Annotated in this window: 25 protein-coding genes; 13 read left to right on the forward strand and 12 right to left on the reverse strand. The window is 71.1% G+C overall.

What is annotated here, in order from left to right; genetic code table 11:
• Positions 1 to 146: 146 nt before the first annotated feature.
• The gene (locus tag VQ03_RS03500; RefSeq protein ID WP_048449474.1) at positions 147 to 2,294 is read left to right on the forward strand and encodes a sodium-translocating pyrophosphatase; all 2,148 of its coding nucleotides are present in this window, start codon (positions 147 to 149) and stop codon (positions 2,292 to 2,294) included.
• Positions 2,295 to 2,388: 94 nt separating this feature from the next.
• Here the strand turns inward: VQ03_RS03500 and VQ03_RS03505 are convergent, their stop codons facing one another.
• The 3 genes from VQ03_RS03505 to VQ03_RS03515 form a co-directional block, all read right to left on the reverse strand.
• Entirely contained in the window at positions 2,389 to 2,904 is a 516-nt protein-coding gene (locus VQ03_RS03505; protein ID WP_245291949.1) for a hypothetical protein, read from the reverse strand.
• A gap of 142 nt (positions 2,905 to 3,046) precedes the next feature.
• Positions 3,047 to 3,544: an Hsp20 family protein gene (locus tag VQ03_RS03510; protein WP_048449475.1), complete on the reverse strand. Its 498-nt coding sequence runs from the start codon at positions 3,542 to 3,544 to the stop codon at positions 3,047 to 3,049.
• A gap of 161 nt (positions 3,545 to 3,705) precedes the next feature.
• Positions 3,706 to 4,461, reverse strand: a complete 756-nt coding sequence (locus VQ03_RS03515) for an SDR family NAD(P)-dependent oxidoreductase (RefSeq protein ID WP_048449476.1) — start codon at positions 4,459 to 4,461, stop codon at positions 3,706 to 3,708.
• Positions 4,462 to 4,561: 100 nt separating this feature from the next.
• Between VQ03_RS03515 and VQ03_RS03520 the strand changes: the two genes are divergently transcribed.
• On the forward strand, positions 4,562 to 5,473 hold the full coding sequence (locus VQ03_RS03520; protein WP_048449477.1) for a LysR family transcriptional regulator: 912 nt from the start codon (positions 4,562 to 4,564) through the stop codon (positions 5,471 to 5,473).
• A 13-nt stretch (positions 5,474 to 5,486) separates the two neighbouring features.
• Here VQ03_RS03520 and VQ03_RS03525 read toward each other — a convergent pair whose 3' ends face one another.
• The 6 genes from VQ03_RS03525 to VQ03_RS03550 all read right to left on the reverse strand — a co-directional run bounded on the left by VQ03_RS03525 (position 5,487) and on the right by VQ03_RS03550 (position 11,317).
• The gene (locus tag VQ03_RS03525) at positions 5,487 to 6,131 is read right to left on the reverse strand and encodes a riboflavin synthase (RefSeq protein WP_048449478.1); all 645 of its coding nucleotides are present in this window, start codon (positions 6,129 to 6,131) and stop codon (positions 5,487 to 5,489) included.
• Positions 6,132 to 7,217 (reverse strand): bifunctional diaminohydroxyphosphoribosylaminopyrimidine deaminase/5-amino-6-(5-phosphoribosylamino)uracil reductase RibD, encoded by a 1,086-nt coding sequence (gene ribD / locus VQ03_RS03530; RefSeq protein ID WP_048449535.1) that lies wholly within the window; start codon positions 7,215 to 7,217, stop codon positions 6,132 to 6,134.
• A 41-nt stretch (positions 7,218 to 7,258) separates the two neighbouring features.
• Positions 7,259 to 7,810: a transcriptional regulator NrdR gene (nrdR, locus tag VQ03_RS03535; protein WP_048449479.1), complete on the reverse strand. Its 552-nt coding sequence runs from the start codon at positions 7,808 to 7,810 to the stop codon at positions 7,259 to 7,261.
• Positions 7,811 to 7,930: 120 nt separating this feature from the next.
• Entirely contained in the window at positions 7,931 to 9,232 is a 1,302-nt protein-coding gene (gene glyA / locus VQ03_RS03540; protein ID WP_048449480.1) for a serine hydroxymethyltransferase, read from the reverse strand.
• A gap of 511 nt (positions 9,233 to 9,743) precedes the next feature.
• On the reverse strand, positions 9,744 to 9,956 hold the full coding sequence (locus tag VQ03_RS03545) for a SlyX family protein (RefSeq protein WP_048449481.1): 213 nt from the start codon (positions 9,954 to 9,956) through the stop codon (positions 9,744 to 9,746).
• A gap of 71 nt (positions 9,957 to 10,027) precedes the next feature.
• On the reverse strand, positions 10,028 to 11,317 hold the full coding sequence (locus tag VQ03_RS03550) for a L,D-transpeptidase family protein (protein ID WP_048449482.1): 1,290 nt from the start codon (positions 11,315 to 11,317) through the stop codon (positions 10,028 to 10,030).
• Positions 11,318 to 11,583: 266 nt separating this feature from the next.
• Here VQ03_RS03550 and VQ03_RS03555 point away from each other — a divergent pair, with 266 nt between their 5' ends.
• The 9 genes from VQ03_RS03555 (at position 11,584) to VQ03_RS32655 (ending at position 19,643) form a co-directional block, all read left to right on the forward strand.
• Positions 11,584 to 11,949: a hypothetical protein gene (locus VQ03_RS03555; RefSeq protein ID WP_048449483.1), complete on the forward strand. Its 366-nt coding sequence runs from the start codon at positions 11,584 to 11,586 to the stop codon at positions 11,947 to 11,949.
• A 61-nt stretch (positions 11,950 to 12,010) separates the two neighbouring features.
• Positions 12,011 to 12,988, forward strand: coding sequence for a DUF1775 domain-containing protein (locus VQ03_RS03560; protein WP_048449484.1), 978 nt, complete (start codon positions 12,011 to 12,013; stop codon positions 12,986 to 12,988).
• 136 nt (positions 12,989 to 13,124) lie between these two features.
• A complete protein-coding gene (locus VQ03_RS03565) occupies positions 13,125 to 13,394 on the forward strand; it encodes a hypothetical protein (protein ID WP_048449485.1) in 270 nt (89 codons plus the stop codon).
• A 231-nt stretch (positions 13,395 to 13,625) separates the two neighbouring features.
• Positions 13,626 to 14,903, forward strand: coding sequence for an O-acetylhomoserine aminocarboxypropyltransferase (locus VQ03_RS03570; RefSeq protein WP_048449486.1), 1,278 nt, complete (start codon positions 13,626 to 13,628; stop codon positions 14,901 to 14,903).
• A gap of 253 nt (positions 14,904 to 15,156) precedes the next feature.
• Complete coding sequence (locus VQ03_RS03575) at positions 15,157 to 16,332, forward strand: sensor histidine kinase (RefSeq protein ID WP_048449487.1); 1,176 nt, start codon at positions 15,157 to 15,159, stop codon at positions 16,330 to 16,332.
• A gap of 168 nt (positions 16,333 to 16,500) precedes the next feature.
• A complete protein-coding gene (locus VQ03_RS03580; protein ID WP_083467751.1) occupies positions 16,501 to 16,935 on the forward strand; it encodes a response regulator in 435 nt (144 codons plus the stop codon).
• An 82-nt stretch (positions 16,936 to 17,017) separates the two neighbouring features.
• Positions 17,018 to 18,307, forward strand: a complete 1,290-nt coding sequence (locus VQ03_RS03585; RefSeq protein ID WP_048449489.1) for an O-acetylhomoserine aminocarboxypropyltransferase/cysteine synthase family protein — start codon at positions 17,018 to 17,020, stop codon at positions 18,305 to 18,307.
• Between the two features lie 218 nt (positions 18,308 to 18,525).
• The gene (gene ssb, locus VQ03_RS03590; RefSeq protein ID WP_048449490.1) at positions 18,526 to 19,089 is read left to right on the forward strand and encodes a single-stranded DNA-binding protein; all 564 of its coding nucleotides are present in this window, start codon (positions 18,526 to 18,528) and stop codon (positions 19,087 to 19,089) included.
• 191 nt (positions 19,090 to 19,280) lie between these two features.
• The gene (locus VQ03_RS32655) at positions 19,281 to 19,643 is read left to right on the forward strand and encodes a hypothetical protein (RefSeq protein WP_157063938.1); all 363 of its coding nucleotides are present in this window, start codon (positions 19,281 to 19,283) and stop codon (positions 19,641 to 19,643) included.
• Between the two features lie 191 nt (positions 19,644 to 19,834).
• Here VQ03_RS32655 and VQ03_RS03595 read toward each other — a convergent pair whose 3' ends face one another.
• Entirely contained in the window at positions 19,835 to 22,009 is a 2,175-nt protein-coding gene (locus VQ03_RS03595) for a malate synthase G (RefSeq protein ID WP_048449491.1), read from the reverse strand.
• 270 nt (positions 22,010 to 22,279) lie between these two features.
• Between VQ03_RS03595 and VQ03_RS03600 the strand changes: the two genes are divergently transcribed.
• Positions 22,280 to 23,035: a DUF2076 domain-containing protein gene (locus tag VQ03_RS03600; protein ID WP_048449492.1), complete on the forward strand. Its 756-nt coding sequence runs from the start codon at positions 22,280 to 22,282 to the stop codon at positions 23,033 to 23,035.
• A gap of 60 nt (positions 23,036 to 23,095) precedes the next feature.
• On the opposite strand, the gene VQ03_RS03605 is transcribed toward VQ03_RS03600, so the two are convergent.
• Positions 23,096 to 24,004, reverse strand: coding sequence for a L,D-transpeptidase family protein (locus tag VQ03_RS03605; protein ID WP_048449493.1), 909 nt, complete (start codon positions 24,002 to 24,004; stop codon positions 23,096 to 23,098).
• Positions 24,005 to 24,263: 259 nt separating this feature from the next.
• On the opposite strand from VQ03_RS03605, the gene VQ03_RS03610 reads away from it, so the two are divergent.
• The gene (locus tag VQ03_RS03610) at positions 24,264 to 24,980 is read left to right on the forward strand and encodes a chemotaxis protein (protein WP_048449494.1); all 717 of its coding nucleotides are present in this window, start codon (positions 24,264 to 24,266) and stop codon (positions 24,978 to 24,980) included.
• A 468-nt stretch (positions 24,981 to 25,448) separates the two neighbouring features.
• Here the strand turns inward: VQ03_RS03610 and VQ03_RS03615 are convergent, their stop codons facing one another.
• Positions 25,449 to 26,558: a glycosyltransferase family 61 protein gene (locus VQ03_RS03615; RefSeq protein WP_053078383.1), complete on the reverse strand. Its 1,110-nt coding sequence runs from the start codon at positions 26,556 to 26,558 to the stop codon at positions 25,449 to 25,451.
• Positions 26,559 to 26,656 lie beyond the last annotated feature (98 nt).

Genomic DNA, 26,656 nt, shown 5'->3' on the forward strand with positions numbered 1-26,656 from the left:
GGAAGTTTGGCACGACTGTGAGTGCGGATCCGCGCTGGCGTGCGGGCCCGCTCAACAGGGAGGGAGGCCCGCTTCGCGCGTACACGGCCGCTCGCCATCTCGGCCGTCCGACGTCGCGGGAATGCCCGACAATCAAGGACGGTAGAATGACCGCACTCCTGCTCATCATCCTGGGCGGCCTCTGTGCCGTTGCCTACGGCATCGTCACCATCAACGACGTCATGCGGCGCGATGCCGGCACGCAGCGCATGCAGGAGATCGCCGGCGCGATCGCCGAGGGCGCTCAGGCCTATCTGCGCCGCCAATACGCCACGATCGGGATCGTCGGCGTGGTGCTCTTCGTGCTCCTGGCCTGGTTCCTCGGCCTCAAGGTCGCGATCGGCTTCCTCATCGGGGCCGTCCTGTCGGGCGTCGCCGGCTTTATCGGCATGAACGTCTCGGTGCGGGCGAACGTGCGTACCGCCCAGGCCGCGGCGCAATCGCTGGGCGCCGGCCTCTCGGTGGCGTTCAAGTCGGGCGCCGTCACCGGCATGCTCGTGGCCGGCCTCGCGCTGCTCGGCGTCGCCCTCTACTACACCTACCTCACCCGCTTCGCCGGCCTCGACCCGGCGGGCCGCGAGGTCATCGACGCGCTCGTGGCCCTCGGCTTCGGCGCCTCGCTGATCTCGATCTTCGCCCGTCTCGGCGGCGGCATCTTCACCAAGGGCGCCGATGTCGGCGGCGACCTCGTCGGCAAGGTCGAGGCCGGCATTCCGGAGGACGATCCGCGCAACCCCGCCACCATCGCGGACAATGTCGGCGACAACGTCGGCGACTGCGCCGGCATGGCGGCCGACCTGTTCGAGACCTACGCGGTCACCCTCGTCGCCACGATGGTGCTGGCGGCGATCTTCTTCTCGGGGCAGGTCGATGTCGGCGGCCGCAACGTGCTCGAGACGATGCTGATCTACCCGATGGCGATCGGCGCGGCCTGCATCATCACCTCGATCATCGGCACGTTCTTCGTGCGCCTGGGCTCGAACCAGTCGATCATGGGGGCGCTCTACAAGGGGCTGATCGGCGCCGGCGCGCTCTCGATCGCGGCGATCGCGGGCCTCAACATGGTGATGTTCGGCGGCTTCTCGACCCGCTTCACCACGGCGGGCGGCGACAGCTTCACCTCGCTCAGCCTGTTCCTGTGCGCGGTGGCCGGCCTCGTCATCACGGCGCTGATCGTCGTCATCACCGAGTACTACACCGGCACCCGCTACCGGCCGGTCAAGTCGATCGCCCACGCCTCGGTCACCGGCCACGGCACCAACGTGATCCAGGGCCTGGCGATCTCGCTCGAATCGACCGCGCTGCCGGCGATCGTGATCGTGGCCGGCATCATCGTCACCTACGGACTCGCCGGCCTGTTCGGCATCGCCATCGCGGTCACCGCCATGCTGGCTCTGGCCGGCGTCGTCGTCGCCCTCGACGCCTTCGGGCCGGTGACCGACAATGCCGGCGGCATCGCCGAGATGGCCGGCCTGCCGAAGGAAGTGCGCAAGTCCACCGACGCGCTCGATGCGGTGGGCAACACCACCAAGGCCGTGACCAAGGGCTACGCCATCGGTTCGGCGGGTCTCGGCGCCCTGGTGCTCTTCGCCGCCTACACCTCGGACCTCGACTACTTCATCAAGAACGCCTCGGCGACCCAGTACCGGTTCTTCCAGGGGATCACCGTCGACTTCTCGCTGTCCAACCCCTACGTGGTCGTCGGGCTGCTGCTGGGCGGCCTAATCCCCTACCTGTTCGGCGGCATCGCCATGACGGCGGTGGGCCGTGCCGCCGGCGCGGTGGTGGAGGAGGTCCGCCGCCAGTTCCGCGAGAAGCCCGGCATCATGCAGGGGACCGAGCGGCCCGATTACGGCCGTGCGGTCGACATGCTGACCAAGGCGGCCATCAAGGAGATGGTGGTCCCCTCGCTGCTGCCGGTCTTGTCGCCGGTGGTGCTGTTCTTCGTCATCCAGGCCATCGCCGGGAAGGGGCAGGCCTTCGCGGCGGTGGGCGCGATGCTCCTCGGCGTGATCCTCACCGGCCTCTACGTCGCGGTCTCGATGACCTCGGGCGGCGGCGCCTGGGACAACGCCAAGAAGTACATCGAGGACGGCCATCACGGCGGCAAGGGCTCCGAGGCCCACAAGGCCGCGGTGACCGGCGACACCGTCGGCGACCCCTACAAGGACACCGCCGGCCCGGCGGTGAACCCGGCGATCAAGATCACCAACATCATCGCGCTGCTGTTGCTGGCGATCCTGGCGCATAGCTGACCGAAGAGGCGCGGCCGCCCGGAACCCGGGCGGCCGTCTTTCGCGGGGCAGAGTTGCACCCGATGGAACTTGGCGGGGCGTCTCCCGGGCTGCCCTATGCCGGGATGCAGAGTGCCCGCGCCGCCGCGTCGGGGAACGTCCGGGGGCGCGGCGCCGGCATGATGGTGGCAGGGCACGGCGGCGGGTCGTCATCGTCGTCGTTCCGGCGGCCCGGGCGGAGGTGCCAGCCGATCGTCCAAGCGGTGCGCGACCGGCGCCGCGGGGACAGCCGTCGCGTCGGGCGCGTCCCGGAGCCGCGCGGGGCTTCGTCGTCGAGTTCGGCGAGAGCGCCCAGCACGGCGTCGACCGGGACCGGCTCGGCCCGGCTGCCGGCCAGGCAGCGCAGGCCCGGCGCATTCTCCAGCGCGCAGGCATCCGATGCCCAGGAGGCCAGGATCGCACGCTTCTCCGTCCTCGACAGATTCGGGTGCGCCAGCACCTCCCGCGGATGCCGGAACACGTCCCCGGGCGCGACGAGGGCCTGCCACGCCTCGACCGATGCCGGCTGGACGCCAGGCGGGTTCATCGGGCCGGTACGGACGGGACCGGCCTGGGTGAGATGCATCTCCATCGACACGGTTCATCTTCCCTGATGGTGCGTGACGGGGCACGAAAAGGGGTTCAGGCCCCGGGGGCGCGGGCCTCCGGGGTTCCGTTCGTCAGTGGATGACCACAGGGGTCAGGCGGCCTTTTAGATCAGGCGGCCTTTTAGATCAGGCGGCCTTGGAGCGATCCTCGGCATGGCCTTCGATCTGGGCGGGCGCGTTGTCCTGCCCGATGGAGGCCTGGCTGCCGCCGATGGCGATGCGGCGCGGCTTGAGCGCCTCCGGCACCTCGCGCTTGAGGTCGACCGAGAGCAGGCCGTTCTGCAGGCTCGCGCCCGTGACCTTCACGTGGTCGGCGAGGCTGAAGGTCTGGCGGAAGGCGCGCGCCGCGATGCCGCGGTGCAGGTAGTCGCGCTCGCCGTCCTTGTCCTTCTTCTGGCCGGTGACGAGCAGCGTGGTATCGTGCTGGGTCAGTTCGATCTCGTCCTGCGAGAAGCCGGCCACCGCCATGGTGATGCGGTAGGCGTCGTCACCCAGCTTCTCGATGTCGTAGGGCGGCCATTGCTGCGTCGACGGCTCGATCCGGGCTGCCTGATCCAGCATCGAGAACAAGCGGTCGAAGCCGACGGTGGAACGGTACAACGGCGCGAAGTCGAAGGTCCTCATGACCACATCCTCCTGAGAGCAACGTGATGACGAGGGCCACCGGACACCTCTGTCCGGCGCCCAACCTGCGAGCCCGTTCGGGCCTCGCGCGCATGAAACGCGTCCACCAGTCCCTGGTTCCGGCCTGGAGCGAATTTTTTTCGCGCCCCTGCGGTGCGGGCTCAGACCTGGGCCTGGCCCCCATCCACGAACAGTTCGACGCCGTTGACGAAGCTGGCATCGTCCGAGGCCAGGAACAGGGCGGCCCGGGCGATCTCGTCCGCCTCGCCGACGCGGCCCATCGGGATTCGGGAGGCGAGGTAGTCCAGCAGGCCCTGCTGCTGCGCCGCATCCGGGCCGGCGAGATCGACGAGGCCCGGCGTGCGGGTCGCACCGGGGCTCAGCGTGTTGACGCGGATCGCGCGGCCCTTCAGATCGAGGATCCAGTTGCGGGCGAGCGCCCGCACCGCCGCCTTCGAGGCCGCGTAGACGCTGAAGGCCGCCGTGCCCTCGGTGCCCGCCGTCGAGCCGGTCAGGATCACCGACGCGCCGGGCGCCAGCAGCGGCAGCGCCTTCTGCACCGTGAACAGCACGCCCTTCACGTTGCGGCCGAACGTGTCCTCGTAATGCTCCTCCGTGATCTCGCCGAGCGGCAGCATCGCGCCGCCGCCGGCATTGGCGAACAGCACGTCGATGCGGCCGGCCTCCGCCTGCACCTGGGCGATGAGCCGGTCGAGGTCGGCGAGCTTCGCGGCATCGGCCTGCACGCCGGTGGCCGAAGGACCGATCGCCGCGACGGCCCTGTCGAGTTCCGCCCGGCGCCGGCCGGTGACGAAGACGCGGGCGCCTTCCTGGGCGAAGAGCCGGGCGGTGGCGAGGCCGATGCCGCTGGTGCCGCCGGTCACCACCGCGACCTTGTCGATGAGCTTGCCGGTCATGGTTCGTGTCTCCCCCGTTCGGGTGTGTGAGCGGGACCATGGATCGGAGTTAGCGCTTGCGATATGGCAACGTCTGCAAACCATCGTTGCAGATCTGTCGATGTCGAAGCTGCCGGATTTCGAGGGCCTCGCCCTCTTCGCCAAGGTCGCGGAAGAGCGCTCCTATGCGGGCGCGGCGCGGGCGGCGGGCGTGTCGGTCGCCACCGTGTCCCGCGCGGTGAGCCGGCTGGAGGCGCGTCTGGGCGGGCGGCTCGTCAACCGCAGCTCGCGCCGGCTCGCCCTGACCGAGTTCGGCGAGCGGGTCGTCGAGGGCGCCGCCCGCGCCAGCCGCGAGGCGCAGGAGGCGGAGGATGCGGCGCGCGACCTGTCGCGCCGGCCGCGCGGCACGGTGCGGCTCGCGGTGCCGATGTCGTTCGGGCTGCGCTGGGTCGCGCCGCTGCTGCCGGAGCTGTTCTCGCTCTACCCGGACCTCGCCGTCGACCTGCATCTCTCGGACGCGACGGTCGACCTCGTCGGCGAGGGGTTCGACGCGGCCCTGCGCATCGCGGCCCTGCCGGATTCCGCGCTCGTCGCGCGGCGCCTCCTGCCGGTCACGGCCCTCGTCGTGGCGGCACCGGCCTATCTGGCACGGCACGGCCGGCCGGAGCATCCGGACGAGCTGAGGCCGGAGCACTGCCTCGGCTACGCCTACCGCGCCCGGCGGGGCGTCTGGCGCTTCACCGGGCCGGGCGGCGCGGAGGCGAGCGTGGTGCCCGCCGGTCCCTTGCGGGTGACGAATGCCGATGCCCTGCTGCCGGTTCTGCTCGACGGGCTCGGCCTCGCCGAGCTCCCGGACTTCATCGCCGCCGACCATCTCGCCGACGGGCGACTGGAGGCGCTGCTGCCGGAATGGCACCTGCCGGGCGGCGCGCTCTCCTTCGTCACGCCGAGCGCGCAGGCCAGGCCTGCCAAGGTCGAGGCCTTGGCGGAGTTCTTCGCCGCGCGGCTCTCCCGTGTGGGCCCGCGCGCGTGATGCGGGGCGAAGGTCAGCTCAGCCCGACCGCCGCCCGCGCCTCCGTCAGCCGCGCCGCGTAGCGGGCGATCAGGTCGACCTCGAGGTTGAGCCTGTCCCCGACCCGGCGCTCGCCCCAGGTGGTGACGGCGAGGGTGTGGGGGATCAGCAGCACCGTGAAGGTGTCGCCTTCGACGCCGTTGACGGTGAGCGAGGTGCCGTCGAGGCAGACCGAGCCCTTCTCGGCGATGAAGCGCGACAACCCGGCCGGCGCCCGGAGCACGAAGCGCTCGCTCGGCGCCCAGACGTCGCCGGCCTGGCCGGTCACCGGCTCGCGAGCGACGATCTCGGCCAGCCCGTCGACATGGCCGGTGACGAGGTGGCCGCCGAGCTCGTCGCCGATCTTGAGCGAGCGCTCCAGGTTCACCCGCGTGCCCGGACCCCACGCTCCGACCGTGGTGCGGGCCAGGGTCTCGGCCGCGGCATCGACCTCGAAGGTGCAGCCACCCTCGCGCGGGGTCACCGTCACGGCGGTGAGGCAGGGCCCCGAGCAGGCGATCGAGGCGCCGATCAGGATGCCGGCGGGGTCGTAGGCGCAGTCGATGGCGATGCGCTTCAGCTTGGAATCGCCGGAGACCGCGACGACGCGGCCGACATCCGAGACGAGGCCGGTGAACATCTACGGGCTCCGTACGTGGCAGGTGAAGAGATCGGTGCCGATCCGAGCCTCCTCCGCGACCGCGAAATCCGCGGAGGCGAGGCGCGCGGCGAGGTTCGGGCCGACCGCCGGCAGGCCGGGCCGGCCGAGGACGCAGTCGCCGGTGACGAGCAGGCACTCGTCGACGAGTCCGTCGCGGGCGAGCGCGTCGGCGAGCGTCGGCCCGCCCTCCGAGCACACCCGGGTGAGGCCGCGGGCGCCCAGGAACCGCAGGGCCGCCGGCAGGTCGATGCGCCCTTCCGCGGTGACCGGCACCCGCTGCACCTCGGCGCCAGCCGCGCTGAGCGCCTCGGCGGCCGGGCCGGGCGCCTCGCGGCCGGCGAGGATCAGGGTCGGGACGGTGGCGCTGGTGCGCACCAGGCCGGCTGTCGGCGGCGTGCGCAAGGCTGGATCGAGGACGATCCGCAGCGGCGAGCGGGCCGCCATCCCGGGCAGGCGCACGGTGAGCTGGGGATCGTCCGCCAGCACCGTGCCGACGCCGACCATGATCGCGTCGCAATGGGCCCGCTGCAGGTGGATCTCGGCATTGGCCCGCGGCCCGCTGATCATCAGCCGCCCCTCCCCGCCCGCCGCGTAGCCGTCCGCCGTGCGGGCGAGCTTGAGGAAGACCGCCGGCCGGCCCTGCGTGATCCGGGTGACGTGCCCGCGCTGGTCGCGGGCGGCCTCCGCGCCCATCAGCCCGACCGAGACGGCGATGCCGGCCTCGGCCAGCCGGGCATGGCCGCGGCCGGCGACCCGGGGATCGGGATCGTCCATCGCGCTCACCACCCGGGCGACCCCCGACGCGATGGTGGCATCGGCGCAAGGCGAGGTGCGGCCGTGATGCGAGCAGGGTTCGAGCGTGACGTAGAGGGTGGCGCCGCGTGCCGCCTCCCCGGCCGCCGCCAGCGCGACCCGCTCGGCATGGGGCCGGCCGCCGGGCTGCGTCACGCCCTGCGCCAGGATCCGCTCGGACCCCGGCGGACCGGCAACCAGCACCGCGCCGACCGACGGGTTCGGCCAGGCCTGGCCCAGATGGCGCCGGCCAAGGGCGAGGGCGAGGCGCATGTAGCGCCGGTCGGCCTCCTCCTGGGCGGAATCTCGGGCGCTCACGACGCGCGGCTCCGCGGGCGGCGGGCCGGCGGCGCCGGATCGATCGGAACTGAGGCGTCGGCCGGGGAAGCCTCGTCGGCGCCGGCCGCCTGGGCCGCGCCGGCGGCGAGGTGGCCCAGCAATTCCTCGAAGTCCCGGGCCTCGCGAAAGTTCTTGTAGACCGAGGCGAAGCGCACATAGGCGACGTCGTCGAGGCCCTTGAGCCCCTCCATCACCGCCTCGCCGATCGCCTCGCTGGTCACCTCGGCCTCGCCGGTGCTCTCGAGCCGGCGGGTGATGCCGCTCACCAGGCGCTCGATGCGCTCCGGCTCGACCGGGCGCTTGCGCAAGGCCGTCTCGACCGAGCGCTGCAGCTTGTCGCGGTCGAACGGCACCTTGCGGCCCGAGCGCTTGACGACGATCAGCTCGCGCAGCTGCACCCGCTCGAAGGTGGTGAAGCGGCCGCCGCAATCCGGGCAGATCCGCCGGCGGCGGATCGCCGAGCTGTCGTCGCTCGGCCGGGAATCCTTCACCTGCGTGTCGAGGCCGCCGCAATAGGGGCACCGCATCGGTCGCCCGTTCCTCTACTGACGAAAAAGGGCCGGTCCCGCGCGCGGGACCGGCCCCGGAAGGGGCGTGTTCTAGAGCGCTCCCGGCGGAAGGGGAAGCCGGGAGATCAGGGACTCAGTTCAGCCGTAGATCGGGAAGCGGTCGGTCAGCGCGTGGACTTCGCGCTTGGCCGCTTCCTCGGCGCCTGCATCGCCCGCCTCGCCGGCGCGGTGCAGGCCGTCGAGCACCTGCACGATCAGCTCGCCGACCTTCTTGAACTCGGCGACGCCGAAGCCGCGGGAGGTCGCGGCCGGGGTGCCGAGGCGGATGCCGGAGGTGATGGTCGGCTTCTGGGGATCGAACGGCACGCCGTTCTTGTTGCAGGTGATGCCGGCGCGGGTGAGCGCGGCCTCCGCCGCCTTGCCGGTCAGCTCCTTGGCGCGGAGATCCACCAGCATCAGGTGGTTGTCGGTGCCGCCGGAGGTGATGTCGTAGCCGCCCGAGATGATCGTGTCGGCGAGCGCCTTGGCGTTCTCCACCACCTGGCGGGCATAGACCTTGAACTCCGGCCGCAGCGCCTCGCCGAAGGCCACCGCCTTGCCGGCGATGACGTGCATCAGCGGCCCGCCCTGGAGGCCCGGGAAGATCGCCGAGTTGAGCTTCTTGGCCAGCGCCTCGTCGTTGGTGAGGATCATGCCGCCGCGCGGGCCGCGCAGGGTCTTGTGGGTGGTGGTGGTGACCACGTGGGCGTGCGGGAACGGCGAGGGATGGACGCCGCCCGCCACGAGGCCGGCGAAGTGCGCCATGTCGACGAAGAAGATGGCGCCGACGCTGTCGGCGATCTCGCGGAACTTGGCGAAGTCCCAGTGGCGCGGATAGCCCGAGCCGCCGGCGATGATCACCTTCGGCTTGTGCTCCTGGGCCAGGCGCTCGACCTGCTCCATGTCGATGCGCTGATCCTCGCGGCGCACCGTGTAGGAGACCGGCTTGAACCACTTGCCCGAGACGTTCGGGGGCGCGCCGTGGGTGAGGTGGCCGCCGGCCGCGAGATCGAGGCCGAGGAAGGTGTCGCCGGGCTGCATGGTGGCCATGAACACGCCCTGGTTCGCCTGGGAGCCGGAATTCGGCTGCACGTTGGCGAATTCGCAGCCGAACAGGCGCTTGGCGCGCTCGATGGCGAGGTTCTCGGCGATGTCGACGAACTCGCAGCCGCCGTAATAGCGCCGGCCCGGATAGCCCTCGGCGTATTTGTTGGTGAGAACCGAGCCCTGCGCCTCGAGCACGGCGCGCGAGACGATGTTCTCCGAGGCGATCAGCTCGATCTCGTGCTGCTGGCGACCGAGCTCCTGCGCGACCGCGCGGGCGAGATCCGGATCGGCGTCGGCGAGCGACGCGGAGAAGAACGAGTTGGACCGGGTATTGGCGGCGGTGCCCACGCTCATGATGGCCTCGAGGTTCGTCGGGAGCCGCCCGGACGGAGCGCCGGTGCGGGATAAGCTACTGGGATCGACCGGCTTCTACACGCGGGCGACGGAGGAGTCCAAGGCCGCAGCGGCGGACCTTTGTCTGTGAGCGACATCTGCTGCGGCTCCTGGCCGCGACCTTGCGGCAAGATTCCGGAGCGAGACGTCGAGATCGGGACTCGGGCGCGAAGCGAGCCGGACCGACGTCGCGGAGCTGAAACCCTCCGCGTCTGTCCGTGGCGGCACAGCGGCGCCCGAAATCCAAACAGCATCGATCATGCGGGACAAAGACGTGGACGAACCCACTCCGTTCTCTGGTCCCGCACCTGTTCACCTGGATCGCGGACGTCGTTGCACGGCCCCGAACTGGCGGGAGAGGGTGACAATTCCGTCTGACTTGATGGGAAGCTAGGATTGAGCGCAATTTGCGTCAAGCGCTCGGCGATTCAGAAAAACTGAAAGCGAGGTCACAAATCTTTTCGGCCGTACTTCAGTAGTGGGGCGGCGGGGGCTCGTCCCCGCTCTCGGCCGGGCGCTCAGCCATCTCGCGCACCCGCTCGCGCAGGGCGGCGACGTGCCGCGTCAGAGCGTCGATCGCGCTCCATTGCTCGGTGACGATGCGGTTCAGGTCCTCGATCGTCGCGTCCTGGTAGGCGATGCGGGCTTCGAGCGCGTCGAGGCGGGTTTCGGGATCGGGGGTCATGATGTCCACTCATGCGAAAACGGCCCGGGCTCACGCCCGGGCCGTCGTCAGTTCGGGTCGTCGCGCGGCGATCAGTTGGTCTGGTCGTCGTCGGCGTCGGGGTTGAAGTTGCGCGGGCCGGCAGCGGCGGCAGCCATCGAGGCGGTCGGGGCGCCGGCGCCGTCGCGCTTGTAGATGTCGTCGCGGAACTGCACGAGGCCGTCCGGGGTCGACCAGGCGGTGATGTAGGTCCAGTAGACCGGGATCGGCGCGACCGGCCGGGCATCGACCCGCTGGCCGCCCTGGATGATCGCCTCGATCGTGTCCGGGTTGGCGTTCGGGGTGCCCTGCAAGATCCAGGACACGTATTCGCGCACGTTCTGCACGCGCACGCAGCCCGACGAGACGAAGCGGAAATCGTCGCCGAAGATGCCCTTGGCCGGCGTGTCGTGCATGTACACGCCGTGCGGGTTCGGGATGTTGATCCGCACGAAGCCCATCGAGTTCAGGTCGACGCCCGGATCCTGGCGGAAGCGGTAGCGGGTCGCCTCGTCGGAATGCCAGTTGACCTGCGACGGCGGGATCTCGCGGTCGCCGTTGAAGATGCGGATCTTGTTGTCGGTCAGGTAGGCCGGATCCTTCTGCATCTTCGGGATCAGGTCCTTCTTGATGATCGAGGCCGGCACCGTCCAGTAGGGGTTGAAGTTCACCTCCTGGATCTTGGCGTTCATGATCGGCGACTGGCGGTCGATCTTGCCGACGCCGGCGGCGTGGCGGGTCGCGACGTGGTCGCCGTCGACCGTCTCGACGAGGGCCGCCGGGATGTTGACGATGACGTAGCGCTCGCCGAGATTGCCCGAATAGGAGCGCAGGCGCACCGCGTTCAGCTCGAGCTGGCGCAGGCGCACGTCCGCCGGCACGTTCATCGCCTGGACGGTGGTGATGTTCATCGCGCCGGTCTGGTTCAGGCCGTGCCGGGCCTGGAAGCGGCGCACGCCGGCCTCGACATAGGAATCGTAGACCGGCGAGGAGCCCGCCGCCGGGTCGAGGTCGCCGGAGACGATCAGGCGCTGGCGCAGGGCGGTGACCGCCGGGCTCTTCGAGCCGACGCGCAGGCGCTCGGCGCCCGACACGGGCTGCCAGCCGCCGCGGGCCACGATGTCGCGGTAGCGCTCGACCATCTGCTCGGTGGCCGCCAGGGTCTGGGGCGAGAGGATCGGCGTGTTGGAGCGCTGCACCCGCATCGTCGCGGCGGAATCGTAGTTCTGCGCCCACTCGGCCTGGGCCAGCCCGCCGCCCCGGTCCTGCGCCAGGGCCGGGAGGGCGGCGGCGGCCAGGAGAGCCAGGCCGAGCGAACCGGTGAGGGAAACGCGTGTCAGCATGGGAATTCTGCTCTCGAACCTCTGACGCGGGACGATCGACGGCGACAGACTTTCCGCTGCCGTGTTGCGCCCCATTCTATGGCCCGTGACGGTGCCGGGATGCGGTTAAGACACTATGAGGAGCGGGCCAGATTGTGGCGCCGGGCAGGCACCGCCGTGGAGCTTGGGCATAGCCTGTGGACTGCGGTAATTGTGCAACGCGCGGTCGGGGGGAGCGGTCTCTCCCGGCCGTAGCGGAACCCGGTCGCCTCGGCTATGTCTGGCGCATGGGCGATCTCGGGCAGGCATCGGGCAGGAGGGTCGCGCGCTGGCGCGCGGTCGCCGCCGTGCTGTCGCTCTACGGGCTGGTGCTGCAGGCCTTCCTCACCGGCCTCAACCCGGTTCCGGTCGCGGCGGGCGCCGGCATCCTCTGCCCGTCGCATCAGGCCCCGGCGGGGAGCGAACCGCTCGCGCACGCCCATGCCTGCTGCACGCTCGGCTGTCCGGCCCCGCTCACCCCGCCGCGACCGGCGACGGCGCAGGCCTGGCCGCCGCGGGCCGCCATCGTCCTGTCCTGGTCCTTCGCGGTGGAGACCCTGGCTCGCGGGCCGTCCGCCCGCTCCGCCTCCGCCCGCGGTCCGCCTGCCGCGTGACGCTCCGTCGGGCAGCGCCGCTGCTCTCACCCGTCACGCGACTTGCCGGATCCGACTCCCCATGACCTTCCCGCTCCGCGCCGGCCTCGCCGCCGCCTTGTCTCTCGTTGCCGCCCCCGCCCTCGCCCACGCGGTGCTCGCCGTCACGCAGGCGAGCCCGAACCAGACCTATCGGGGCGTGGTCCAGATCGGCCATGGCTGCGACGGCAAGGCCACGACCGGCCTCACCGTCACGATTCCCGAGGGCGTGATCGCGGCCAAGCCCATGCCGAAGGCCGGCTGGCAGCTCACGACCGTGAAGGGCGCCTATGCCCGCCCCTACCCGTCGCATCACGGCGCGGTGTCGGAGGGCGTGAAGGAGATCGCCTGGAGAGGCGGCTCCCTGCCCGACGACCAGTACGACGAGTTCGTGTTCCAGGCCCGCCTCACCGACGCGGTGGCTCCCGGCGGCACGGTCTACTTCCCGGTGCGCCAGGAATGCGACGGCGCCGTCGTCGACTGGCGCGAGGTGCCGGCCCCGGGCCAGTCCGCCCGCGACCTGAAATCCCCGGCTCCGGGCGTGCGCATCGTGGCCGCGGCCGCGGCCGCGCCGGCCGGTGCCGCGCCGGCCGGTTCCGCCTCGATCAAGGCCGGCGACCTCACCGTCACGGCGCCGTGGATCCGCGCCACCCCCGGCGGCGCCAAGGTGGCGGGCGGCTATCTTCAGGTCACCAATACGGGCAAGGAGCCCGACCGTCTGGTCTCGGCCTCGATCCCGCTGGCGGCCCGGGGCGAGGTGCACCAGATGGCGATGGACAAGGGCGTGGCGAAGATGGCGCCGGTGGAAGCGGGCCTCGTCATCAAGCCCGGCGAGACCGTGGTGCTCAAGCCCGGCGGCTACCACCTGATGTTCATGGACCTGACCGGCCCGGTGAAGGCCGGCGACACCCTCGACGGCACCCTGACCTTCGCCCGCGCCGGGACGGTGCCGGTGCGCTTCGCGGTCGGTGCCATCGGCGCGGCGGCCCCGGAGGCCGGGGGCGGGCACCAGCACCACTGAGGGCGAGCCGCCGGACCTGTGACGCGTCGGTAACGGCGGCGGCGGACCGCTCGACGTGTCCGCCACTTCCGCCCGGCTCGGCCGTTATGCCTTGGACGGACCGGCGCCCTGCCGGCCGCGCCCCGGAGTGACGATCATGAAGCTCAGGCTCCTCGCCGCCCTCGCTGTCTCGACATTCGCGCTCGCCGGCGCCGCCGAGGCACAGGGCATTCCCGGCGGGATGCAGCGCGGCGCCCGCGAGGGCAACCGCGTCGCCGGCCCGGTCGGCGGCATCGTGGGCGGGGCGGTCGGTGGGGCCGTCGGCGGCGTCAACGGCGTGCTCGGCATCGATCCGGGCCGGCGCGCCTACCGCACCCACATGCGCGGGCGGCATTATCATCACCGTCGGCACCGGCATTACCGCTGAGGATCGCGCCGGGTGGGCGAGGCTTCGTCGTCCGCCCGGCACTCGGCCAGAGCGAGATCGATCTTTCTAAGGCCGTCCGATTTGTAGACTTTGCTTCTACCGGATGGTCGAGAGGCCCATCCGCACAGCAAAAAGTTCGGTTTTACTGAGCCTACAGGTCTACGGCGGCGCTTGACCCTCTGGCCTCCGGGGTCCTAATCACGTCGGCCAGAGACGACGCCCGAGGACGCCATGACCGACCGCCAGCCCGGCTTCAACACCCTCGCGATCCATGCCGGCGCGGCGCCGGACGCCGCCACCGGCGCCCGGGCGACGCCGATCTACCAGACCACCTCGTTCGTGTTCGACGACGTCGATCACGCCGCCTCGCTGTTCGGGCTGCAGGCCTTCGGCAACATCTACAGCCGCATCACCAACCCGACCAATGCGGTGCTCGAAGAGCGCATCGCGGCCCTGGAGGGCGGCACCGCCGCCGTCGCGGTGGCCTCCGGCCACGCCGCCGAGTTCCTGGTGATGCACGCCCTGATGCAGCCGGGCGACGAGTTCATCGCCGCCAACAAGCTGTACGGCGGCTCGATCAACCAGTTCAACCACTCCTACAAGAACTTCGGCTGGAACGTCGTCTGGGCCGACACCGACGATCCGGCTTCGTTCGAGGCGGCGATCACCCCGCGCACCAAGGCGATCTTCATCGAGTCGATCGCCAATCCGGGCGGCGTCATCACCGACATCGCGGCGATCGCGGCGGTGGCCAAGCGGCACAACATCCCGCTCGTCGTCGACAACACCATGGCGACGCCGTACCTGATCCGCCCGTTCGAGCACGGCGCCGACATCGTGGTCCACTCGGCCACCAAGTTCCTCGGCGGCCACGGCAACTCGATCGGCGGACTGATCGTCGACGGCGGCTCGTTCACTTGGGCGGGCGACGCCCGCTACCCGATGCTGTCGCAGCCGCGGCCGGAATATGCCGGCATGGTCCTGTCCGAGACCTTCGGCAATTTCGGCTTCGCCATCGCCGTGCGGGTGCTGGGCCTGCGCGACCTCGGGCCGGCGCTGTCGCCGTTCAACGCCTTCCTGATCATCAACGGCATCGAGACCCTGCCGCTGCGCATGCAGCGCCATTCCGACAACGCCAAGACGGTCGCCGAGCACCTGAGCCGCCACCCGGCGGTGGCCTGGGTGAGCTATCCGGGCCTCGAGACCGACCGCTACCACCAGCTGCACAAGCGATACTGCCCGCACGGCGCCGGCGCGGTGTTCACCTTCGGCCTGAAGGGCGGCTACGAGGCCGGCGTGGCCCTGGTCTCGAACCTCAAGCTGTTCTCGCACCTGGCCAATATCGGCGACACCCGCTCGCTGGTGATCCACCCGGCCTCGACCACCCACCGCCAGCTCACCGACGAGCAGAAGACCCGGGCCGGCGCCGGCCCGGAGGTGGTGCGCCTCTCCGTCGGCATCGAGGATCCGCGCGACCTGATCGCCGACCTCGACCAGGCGCTCGCCTGAGGCACGCTGCGGGGCCCGGCCGCACGGCAGCCGGGCCCCTCCCCGCGACGGCCCGGTGCCGCCGGCACCGCTTCCGCTAGGGATCTGCCGTTAGGGAATTGGCGGCACAGGAAAAATTCCCGCAAGCATTGCGGCCAAGCCTGCTCCCGTGATCTACTGACCGCGACCAGTTTCGGCGCCGGGTGAGCCGCGGCTCCCGGCCTTCGGCGCCGTCGGGATGAATGCCGCCCGGGCGGGTCTGGAGGCTGGTGCGATGGTCGCCCGCGACACCGACGCCGAACGCGCCTCCAGCGTCGAGACGGCGCGCCAGCAGGCGATCCGCGAGGAGATCGCCCGCCTGCGCGCCCTGCTTCACGAAGCCAGGCCGCCTCACGAAGCGCGGACGCCCACCGGTGAGGTCGACCGAGCCGCCTCGCCCGCCGAGTGGGAGGCGCGCCTCGCCACCGCCGAGGACCTGAATGCCCGCCTGCGGGCGAGCGAGGCCTTCACCGCCCGGCTCCTGGCCGCGAGCCGCGACAGCATCCAGGTGCTCGCCCTCGACGGCACGGTGCAGTGGCTGACCGAAGCGGGCCGCCTCGACGCGGCGGCGATCGGCAGCACCTGGGCCGCATCCTGGCCGGAGCCCGGCGACCGGATCGCCGCCGAGGTGGCGCTCGCCGCCGCCCGTGCCGGCCGCACCGGCCGCTTCCGCGCGCCCTCGGGCCCGCGCGAGGCCATGCGCTGGTGGGACGTGGTGGTTTCGCCGATCCAGGGGCCCGACGGCATCCCCGAGCGCCTGCTCGCGGTGGCTCGCGACGTGACCGAGGCGCACCGCGCCGAGGAGCAGCAGGCGCTGCTGATGCAGGAGATGGCGCACCGCCTGAAGAACACCCTGGCGCTGGTCCAGGCGGTCGCGGCCCAGACCCTGCGCAGCGCCCCCAGCCTCGAATCGGCGATGGACGCCTTCAACGGCCGCCTGATGGCGCTGTCGGATGCGCACGACGTGCTGATCCGCGGGGCCTGGGCGGAAGCCGACCTCGCGGCGGTCGTCGAGGGCGCGATGGCGCCGCACATCGACGCGATGGATGGCCGCTTCGCCGCCGCCGGTCCCCGGGTCGGCCTCGGACCCCGCTCGGTCCTGACCCTGTCGCTGATGCTGCACGAGCTCGCCACCAACGCGGCGAAGTACGGCGCCCTGTCGAGCCCGACCGGCCGCGTCGCCGTCACCTGGGCGCTGGCGGGAGAGGCCGAGGCGATGCTGCACCTGCGCTGGGAGGAGAGCGGCGGCCCGCCCGTCGTGCCGCCTCGCCGCGGCGGGTTCGGCTCGCGGCTGATCGAGCGCAGCCTAGTGCACAGCTTCGGTGGCCGGGTCAGCCTGCGCTTCCCCCGCGAGGGCGCCGTGATGGACCTCGAAGCGCCGCTCGCCGCGATGCAGGACGGGACGGCCTAGCACCCTGCGAGACGGCACGACATGACCGCCCGAAACGGGACCTCGCGGGCGGATCCGGGGGCGGGACCGGCTGACGCTGCGTCCGCGGCCACGCTTGACCCCCGGCATGCGGACCCATAGGCAGCACCATTCGGCAGCAACCTTTCGCCCCCGCCTGCATTGCCCGCGATGACATCTGACCCGGACCGACACCCCCAGGATTCCCGTCAGGACGGGCCCGACCCCGCCTGCGACGCCGCCCCGGTGGTGCTCCTCGTCGAGGATGACGGCCTGCTGCTGATGGAGGCCGCCGACACCCTGGCGGAGGCCGGCTTCACCGTGCTGGAGGCGCCCCATGCCGACCAGGCCCTCAAGGTGCTGGAGAGCCGGCCCGACGTCGAGGTGCTGATGACCGACGTCGACATGCCGCTCGGCTCGATGAACGGCTTCGCCCTCGCCCGCCTCGTCTCCCGGCGCTGGCCGCGCATTCCGGTGCTGGTGGTCTCCGGCATGGGCAGCCCGGGGCCCCACGACATGCCGCCGGGGGCGCGCTTCATCCCCAAGCCCTACGCGCCCTCGGCCCTGGTGCGGACGCTGCACGACACCGTGCGCCGCGCCGCCTGAGCTGTGATGTTGTCGCAGATTTTTGTCGCAGAACCGGCCACCACTTTTGCGAAATCTGCTTAGCCTTCCACGGACGACCCCGATGACCGATCCGACCAAGCTGCATTTCGCCACCCGGGCGGTCCATGCCGGCACCGCCCCCGATCCGGCCACCGGCGCCCGGGCGCAGCCGATCTACTTCACCAACGGCTTCGTGTTCGAATCGAACGAGCAGGCCGCCGACATCTTCGCCATGCGGGCGACCGGCTTCTCGTATTCCCGCGGCTCGAACCCGACCGTGGCGGCGCTGGAGCGCCGGGTCGCCGCGCTGGAGGGCGCCAAGGCGGCGGTCGCCGTGGCCTCCGGCCAGTCGGCGATGCTGCTGGTGCTGATGACCCTGATGCAATCGGGCGACGCCTACGTCGCCTCCTCGCGGCTGTTCGGCGGCTCCCTCGGCCTGATGCGCCGGCTGGAGGGCCGCTACGACCTCGTGCCGCAATTCACCCGCGGCCTGACGCCGGAGGATTTCGAGCAGGCGATCACCGACAGGACCCGGGCGATCGTCTGCGAATCGATCGTCAACCCGTGCGGCACGGTGATCGACCTCGAAGGCGTCGCCGCGGTGGCGCACAAGCACGGCCTGCCGCTGATCGTCGACAACACGCTGGCCTCCCCGGCCCTGATCCGTCCGATCGAGCACGGGGCCGACATCGTGGTCCATTCGACCTCGAAGTTCCTGTCGGGCTCCGGCACGGTGATCGGCGGCATCGTCTGCGACGGCGGCCGGTTCGACTGGAAGGGAACGGGCCGCTACAACCTGATCAACGAGCCCTGGCCCGACTATGACGGCCTCGTCGTCTCCGAGCGCTTCCCCGAGACCGCCTTCGCGGTGGCCTGCCGGTTGTTCGGCCTGCGCGACCTCGGCCCCGGCCTGTCGCCGATGAATGCCTTCCTGACGCTCACCGGCACCGAGACCCTGCCCCTGCGCATGGAGCGCCACTGCGCCAACGCCAAGGCGGTGGCCGCCTTCCTCAAGGATCACCCGAAGGTCGCCTGGGTGAGCTACCCGTCGCTGCCGGGCCAGCCCGGCGAGGCGATGGCGAACCGCTACTCGCCGATGGGCGCCGGCTCGATCTTCACCGTCGGCTTCGAGGGCGGCGAGAAGGCGGCCCAACGATTCATCACCGGCCTCAACCTGATCTCGCACCTCGTCAATATCGGCGAGATCAAGTCCCTGGCGATCCACCCGGCGACGACGACCCACCGGCAGCTCCCCGCCGCCGACAAGGAGGCCGCCCGCGTCGGCCCCGACACCGTGCGGCTGTCGATCGGGCTGGAATCGACCGAGGACCTGATCGCCGACGTGGCGCAATCCCTCGACGCCCTCGACTGAGCCTTTCGCGCCGTCCGGGCCACCGCCGGACGGCGCTTGCCTCATGCTTCGAACAAATGTAGAACACGCTCAGGCCTGAGGCATGTGTGTAGTGGGCACAAGGCGTCCGCTCCCCTTGCCGGTCCCGGCCTGTTCGGCCCAACTCGCGTGACCGAAGCGGTGGTCCGCGGCGTCGGCCGGGCATGCGCCCGAGTGAGATGGAACGAGAGGAGAGCGTGATGGCGGGCAGCGTGAACAAGGTGATCCTGGTGGGCAATCTCGGGCGCGACCCGGAGACCCGCCGTCTGGCCTCCGGCGACCCGGTGGTGAACCTGCGCCTGGCCACGTCCGAGTCCTGGAAGGACAAGGCGACCGGCGAGCGCAAGGAGAAGACCGAGTGGCACTCGGTCGTGATCTACAACGAGAACCTGGCCCGCGTCGCCGAGCAGTACCTGCGCAAGGGCTCGAAGGTCTACGTCGAGGGCCAGCTTCAGACCCGCAAGTGGCAGGACCAGTCCGGCGCCGAGAAGTACACGACCGAGATCGTGCTGCAACGCTTCCGCGGCGAGCTGACGATCCTCGACGGCCGCGGCGGCGGCGCCGAAGGCGGCATGTCCGAGATGGGCGGCGACGACATGGGCGGCGGCCAGATCAGCCGCGGCGGCGATTACGGCGGTGGCGGCGGTGGCGGGCGCAGCAGCGGCGGGCGCTCCTCCTCCGGTGGCGAGCGGCGCCCGGCTCCGTCGTCGAGCGGCGGCAACCAGAAGCGCTACGACGACCTGGACGACGACATCCCGTTCTAGGGCGATCCCCGATCGCATCCTCCTTGGCGAGTGCGGCTCGCCACGGAGCGCACGACAATCGTGAGAAGCGCCCGGTCACATCGTGACCGGGCGCTGTGCTTGTCGCCATGCAGGATCTGACCGGGAACGGTGCCGTAGCGCTGGATTCGTCTCGCAGGAGACATGCGCGACATTCCGGCAAACACCCTTGCGTGAACTCCCGCAAATCATGCGCGATCATTCATGGTTGCCTCGGTGGTGATCGCGCGGGCAATGTCCACGTGCAAGAACTCGAGCTGCATGTCGGACTTGGTCGACGCGTATATCAAGCGACGAACCAATACGTTCGTACGCTATCCGAATGCGCCGATCGATATGTACATGATCCAGAAAAACGATGGATCGGTCAAAGTCTGCTCCGGCACCAGGACCACGATGACGGATGCCGCCGGCTCACCTCTGCCGGGATCATCATGCGGGACGGCGATATCGGCGCCGCCATCATCAGCAGCACCTATCCGTCCGTGCTGCCGAAATTCGTCAAAGCCTATATCAGCCCGCCGGGCGCTTCGTAGCGCGGCCCCGCGATCGACGTCATGATGAACGCCAAAGCGACCTGCCGAGCCGCGATCCGGCGGAGGAGCGCCTCCGCGCGGCCCGGTGACGCGCGCGATCCGAAAAGCCACGGGCCGGCGACGGCGACCACCGGCCCGCGGCACATGGGAGGGCGCCGCACTCCACGATGGGCGCCCTCCCCTCTCACGCCTCAGGCCGGCGCGCCGCCGGCCTTCGCCTCGCGCCGCCGGGCATGCAGCACGTACTCGGTGTAACCGTTGGGCTGGATGCGGCCCTTGAACACCAGGTCGCAGGCGGCCTGGAAGGCGGGGCCGTCGAAGCCCGGCGCCATCGGGCGGTAGAGCGGGTCGCCGGCATTCTGGCGGTCGACCACCTGGGCCATGCGCTTCATCGTCTCCATCACCTGTGCCTGCGAGACCACGCCGTGGTGCAGCCAGTTGGCGATGTGCTGGGACGAGATGCGCAGGGTCGCCCGGTCCTCCATGAGCGCCACGTCGTGGATGTCCGGCACCTTGGAGCAGCCGACGCCCTGGTCGATCCAGCGCACGACGTAGCCGAGGATGCTCTGGACGTTGTTGTCGATCTCCTGCTGCACGTCGTCGGGGGCGAAGTTCGAGCGGGCGAGCGGGATCTGCAGGATCTCGTCGAGAGCCGAGCGCGGCCGGCGCGCCAGCTCCTGCTGGCGGGCCTTCACGTCGGTCTCGTGGTAGTGCAGTGCGTGCAGGGTCGCGGCGGTCGGGGAAGGCACCCAGGCGGTCGAGGCGCCGGCCTTCGGGTGGGCGCCCTTCTGCATCAGCATCTCGGCCATGGCGTCGGGCGCCGCCCACATGCCCTTGCCGATCTGCGCCCGGCCAAGGAGGCCGCAGGCGAGGCCGACATCGACGTTGTTCTCCTCGTAGCCCTTGATCCAGGGCGTACCCTTCATGTCGTTCTTGCGGATGACAGGGCCCGCCTCCATCGAGGTGTGGATCTCGTCGCCGGTGCGGTCGAGGAAGCCGGTATTGATGAACACCACCCGCTGCTCCGCCGCCTTGATGCAGGCGGCGAGGTTCACCGTGGTGCGGCGCTCCTCGTCCATGATGCCCATCTTGAGGGTGTTGGGCTTCAAGCCCAGCATCGCCTCGACACGGCCGAACAGCTCGACCGCGAAGGCGACCTCCTCCGGCCCGTGCATCTTCGGCTTGACGATGTAGACCGAGCCGCGGCGGCTGTTGCGGATCGACGACGTGCCCTTGAGGTCGTGGATCGCGATCAGGGCCGTCACGGCCGCGTCGAGGATGCCCTCCGGCACCTCGGCGCCGCTCTCGTCGAGCACCGCATCGGTGAACATGTGGTGGCCGACATTGCGCACCAGCATCAGGGAGCGGCCGGGAACCGTCACCTCGCCCTCGCCCGACGGCGCCGTGTAGGTCCGGTCGGGGTTGAGCTTGCGCTCGAAGCGGCGCCCGTCCTTCTCGACCGCGGCCGAGAGCGTGCCGTTCATCAGGCCGAGCCAGTTGCGATAGACCACGACCTTGTCGTCGGCATCCACCGCGGCGACCGAATCCTCGAGGTCCATGATCGTCGAGACCGCCGACTCGATCACGATGTCGGCGACGCCGGAGGCGTCGAAGCGGCCGATCCGGTGAGTCCGGTCGAGGACGATCTCGACGTGCAGGCCGTGGTGGCGCAGCAGCAGGGCCGTCGGCGAGGTGGCCTTGCCGCGATAGCCGGCGAAGGCCTCGGGCCGGGCGAGCGGGATCGTGTCGCCGGTATTCATGTTGCCGACGAGCTGGCCGCCCTCCACCGCGTAGGTCACCACGTCGGCGTGGCGGCCGCCGGCCAGCGGCAGGGTGCGGTCGAGGAAGGCCCGGGCCCGGGCCACCACCCGGGCGCCGCGGGTGCGGTTGTAGCCGCTGGCGCGGGTCGCGCCGCCCTCCTCCGACACCGCGTCGGTGCCGTAGAGCGCGTCGTAGAGCGAGCCCCAGCGGGCATTGGCGGCGTTGAGCGCGTAGCGGGCGTTCGAGGTCGGCACCACGAGCTGCGGGCCGGCGATGGTGGCGATCTCGTCGTCGACGTCGTCGGTGCGCACCTGGACCGGTCCGGGATCGGGCAGGAGGTAGCCGATCTCGGTGAGGAACGCCTTGTAGGCCGCCTCGTCCACCGGCTTGCCGACCCGCTCGCGATGGTAGGCGTCGATCTTGGCCTGCAGGGCGTCGCGGGTCTCGAGCAGGGCGCGGTTGCGGGGGCTCAAATCGCGCACGATGGCCGACAGGCCGTTCCAGAACGCCTCCGGGCCGATCCCGGTCCCCGGCAGGGCTTCCTCGACCACGAAATCGTGCAGCACCCGGGCCACCGACACGCCACCGACCGTCTTGCGATCCATCGTCTTCCTCCCGCGGGCATCCGCACGTGCCCGCCTTCGCCTCCCTCTAACAGGGGATGCGGGCGCCAGAAAGCCGATGCGCGGGCGCAGGCCGCGGGGAGCCCGCTGGCCGCGATCCCGGGATGAGACGACCTGTCGAAAACGTAATGCAGGGTACGGGCGAAAAAGCTCCGCTCGCGCGTTGCCTCCCCGTGACAAACGCCGGCCCCCCTCCCATCTCGTGGGCGCCGGGCCGGGTCCGCCCGCCGGCCACCGAAGGAGTACGGCTCCATGAACAGCGAAGAACGCGACGTCATCAACGGCATATTCCAGCGACTGGAGCAGGCCGCGCAGCAGCCCCGCGATGCCGACGCGGAGCGCTTCATCGCCGACAAGATCCGCGCCCAGCCCTACGCGCCCTACGCCCTGGCGCAGCTCGTCTACGTGCAGGAGGAGGCGATCAAGAGCCTCAACCAGCAGCTCGAGCAGGCCCGGGCCGAGGCCCAGCGCGGCGGCCAGGGGGCCGGCCAGGGCGCCGGCGGAGGCGGCTTCTTCTCCAGCATCTTCGGCGGCGGCTCGCGGCCCGAGCCGCAGCAGCCGCCGCAGCGCGGCGGCGCCTGGGGCAACCAGGGCGGCGGCTATGGCCAGCAGCCCGGCTATGGCGGCCCGCAGCAGGGCTATCCGCCGCAGCAGCCCGGCTATGCCCCGCAGCAGGGCGGTCCGTGGGGCGGCCAGCCGCAGGCGCCACAGCAGCGCGGCGGCGGCTTCCTCGCCACGGCGCTGCCGATGGCGGCGGGTGCGGCGGGCGGCATGCTGCTCGGCAGCGCGCTCAGCAACGCCTTCGCGGGCGGCCACTCCTCCCTCGGCAGCATGGCGGGCCTGGGCGGCGCCGGTGCGGCCGGCGGGACCACTATCGAGAACAACTACTTCGGCAATGCCGGCGGCAGCGAGGATTTCGGCGCGCCGCTGGGCGGCGACGATGCCGGCTTCCAGGACGCCTCCTATGACGGCGACATGGGCGACAGCGGCAGCGACGACTGGGTCTGACCGGTCGCGTCGTCCAGCCTGAAGGGCCCCGCCGCGGCAGCGCGGCGGGGCTTTTTCGCGTCAGATCACCATCACGCGGGCCCCGACCGGCACCCGCTCGTACAGGTCCATCACGTCCTCGTTCATCATCCGGATGCAGCCCGAGGAGACCGACTGTCCGATCGTGTGCGGCTCGTTGGTGCCGTGGATGCGGTAGAGCGACGAGCCGAGATAGAGGGCGCGGGCGCCCAGCGGGTTGGCGGGGCCGCCGGCCATGTGGCGCGGCAGGTCCGGGCGCCGCCGCAGCATCTCGGCCGGCGGCGTCCAGTCCGGCCATTCGCGCTTGGCGCTGACGGTCTTCATCCCCGACCAGGTGAAGCCCGGCCGCCCGACGCCGATGCCGTAGCGCAGGGCCCGGCCGCCGGGCTGGACGAGGTAGAGGAACCGCGAGGGCGTGTCGATCACGACGGTGCCGGGCCGCTGCCCGCCGTCATAGGCGACCTCCTGGCGCTGGAAGCGCGAGTCGATCGCCCGGGCGATCCCCTCCTGGGCCTCGGGATCCGGCATCGGCACCGCCCGTGCGCGAGGCGCCTCGAACGGATCCGGGGCATAGGCCGGGGCCGGCACCGGATCGCCGGAATGCAGGGAGGCCCCGGGGACGACCGGCGCGTAGCCGACCCGCGCGCCCGAATACGGGGCGCCCGCAGAGCCCGCCGGCGCGTAGCCCGCGGCGCGGGCATAGGCCGGCGCTTGCCCGTAGACCTCGGCGGCGTAGCCGGCCTGCCGGTAGCCGCGCCCGGCCAGGATCGTGCCGTCCGGGGCGACCGGTGCCGGGCGTAAGGGGCGGGCGACGGCGGCGGGATCCTGCCCGGTCATCAGGAACTCGATGAAGCCGCCGCCATAGGCTCCCGGCGCGCCCTGCGCCAGCACCGGTCCCGCTCCCAGCCCGGCCGCGACCGCCCCGGCCAGCACCATCCCGCGCACCGCCATCTCACCCGTCCCCGAACCCGCCCGACCGACCCGCCGGCATCGCGGCGAGGAGAGCAGGCCGCCCGGGACCGCGCGGTGAAGGAACGTGGTGAGCGCTTCCCTAAATCCTTGCGGCAAATCGTTAATTCTGCCGCATCGTGAATCCTTCGTCACCGCGGCGGCGGATCCGGGCGGCCATTCAGCAATTCGCAATCAATCTTCGGGACACTGTCCCAGTGGGCCGTGCGATGCGGCCGCGGTTGCAGGCTCTCTCGGACTCATGAAGAACAAGCGCTTCCGCATCGAGGAAAGTCTCGGCGTTTCCTATGCTCCGGCCGATGCGGCGCCTCCGCCGCCCTCGGTCAACGACGACCGGATCTCTGAGATCCTGGCGACGGTCAACGAACTGAAGCGGCTGACCGAGACCACCACCGGCGACGTGATCGACGCTTGCCGGCGGGAAATGGCCGAGATCTACGGCATGCGCACCGAGCTCGACGTGATGAAGGCCGCGATCGGCCGGACCAAGCACGAGATCGCGGTGCTGCACCGGCAGGACTTCGACGGCAAGGGCGTGCGCCGGGCCGCCGGCGAGCTGGATGCCGTGGTCGACGCCACCGAGCGGGCCACCACCACCATCCTGGCCGCGGTCGAGGATATCGAGACCCATGCCTCGATGCTGCGCTCGAATGGCGGCCTGAAGGACCATTCCGACGTCGACGCGATCCTCGATCGCACCGTGGTGCTCTACGAGGCCTGCAACTTCCAGGACCTGACCGGCCAGCGCATCAGCAAGATCGTCAGCGTGCTGAAGTTCGTCGAGGATCACATCGACCGGATGATCGAGGCCTGGGGCGGCCTCGAAGCCTTCAAGGACCTCATCGGAGAGCGCGCCGGGGTCAACATCGACGACGAGAGCAGCCTGCTCAACGGGCCGAAGCTCGACGAGGATCCGGGCCACGTCGACCAGAGCGACATCGACGCGCTGTTCGACTGACGATCGACCGGGCGGGGGCCGAGACCCGTCCATCGGTCATCCTGCACGCCGTCGCCGTCGAGGCTCAACCGTATCGACGGCCTCCCCGATCTGCTCGGCACGCCGAGCAAACGTGCTTCGGCAGGCCTTATGGGACACGACAGCAGCGTGGAGCCCTGAGGCGATCGGCCCTCCCACCCACGACCTCATCCTGCGGTGTCAGTCGATTGACAATGACTGACCTCGAAGGAGGGCTCCAGGGAGCGCACAGAATTCTGGAGCCCTCCTCCGAGGCTCCCTGACGGTCGCACGCGATTTCCGATCGCCAGCACCTCCGGATGAGGTCGCGAGCGGGAAAATCGTCGACTCCCACGAACACGCTCTCAGGCCATGTCGTCGATTGTGGGCAGGCCGACGCTTCGTCCGCTCAGGCTTTGGGGTGTCGCAGAGTGTTTCCGCAGAACCGGCAGCCCCTTTTGCGCGATCTGCTTAGGCCGGTCCACGCCCGGCCCTCCAGCCGAGCCGCGACCACGCCGCGGACAACATCCCCCGCCCGGCCGGCGCGGCCGCCATCGTCTCCATCCGCCGCAGCAACCCGTCGGCCGCCGCCCGCGGATCGGCGAGGGCGTGCTGGACGCCGAAGGCCCCGCGCTCCGTCTCCGCCGTGCCCGGCTGGTGGAGGTACGACACGGCGTTGCCGCACAAGGCGTCGACGAGCAGGAAGGTCGGGTTGATCGCCGGCCCGGAGCTCAGCGCCACCACCCGCCGCCCGGACGGCGCGAAGAGCGCGGTGTGCAGGGCCGAGCCGAGGGAGCCTGCCACCACGCGCCGGCGGGCGAAGAGCCGGACCTGCTCCGGGAAGCTCATCGCCTCCGGGTGCAGGATCTCGACGCCCTCCCGCGCCAGGATCTCCGTCACCGCCTCCTCGTTGGCGAAGCGCCGCACGCCGCCGGCGAGCCGGGTCTTGGCGAGGTAGGCCGGCCGGTCCTCGGCATCGACCTCCTCCGGAGCGTAGCAGCCGGCCCCGATCTCCCGGCACAGATCGCGAAAAACCGTGTGGGCGAAGGCCTCCTCCTGGAAGGCCGGCGCCGGCACGATCGCGCGGCGCAGGCGCATCGGTGCGTCGAAGGCGTGGATGTCGCGCACTGCGAGGCCCAGCCGCGCCAGGATGTCGATGGCGAAACGGTAGGGCTGCCAGAGGCCGTCATGGGCCGGGGCGTAGCACAGGATCGGCGCCGGGCCCCGAGCCCGCAGCAGCGGCCAGAACCGCGGCAGGGTGGTGACCAGGAAGTGCCCGTAATGCAGGTGGGCGCCGCCGAGGAACAGGTAGGTCTCCTCGGGCGCCTCGGGCACGCTCGCCGGCACGCCCTCCGGCCATTCCTGCGGCCAGTCGGTGCGCTGCCAGGAGGGCGTGGTGCCGGTCCCGCGGTAATCCACGCTCTCGGGCACGAAACAACGGCGCGCGGCGTCGAACAGGGCCGAGGGCTGGCCCCGGCCCGCGCTGTGCGGCAGGTAGAGGACGTCCTCGACCGTCCGCACCCGCGGCAGGTCGCGCCGCAGGCGCGGGATCCGGGGCGTCCGGCAATCGCGGAGCGTCATGCGGGGCAGGGCGTCACGGGGCGGTCCTTCGACGGCGCAGGCTCAAGGGAGGCCTTTTAGCGCCTGGCCGCGGTCTTTCCAGCGGCGCGAAGGCCGCC

This window comes from Methylobacterium tarhaniae (assembly GCF_001043955.1).
GTDB classification, from domain to species: domain Bacteria; phylum Pseudomonadota; class Alphaproteobacteria; order Rhizobiales; family Beijerinckiaceae; genus Methylobacterium; species Methylobacterium tarhaniae.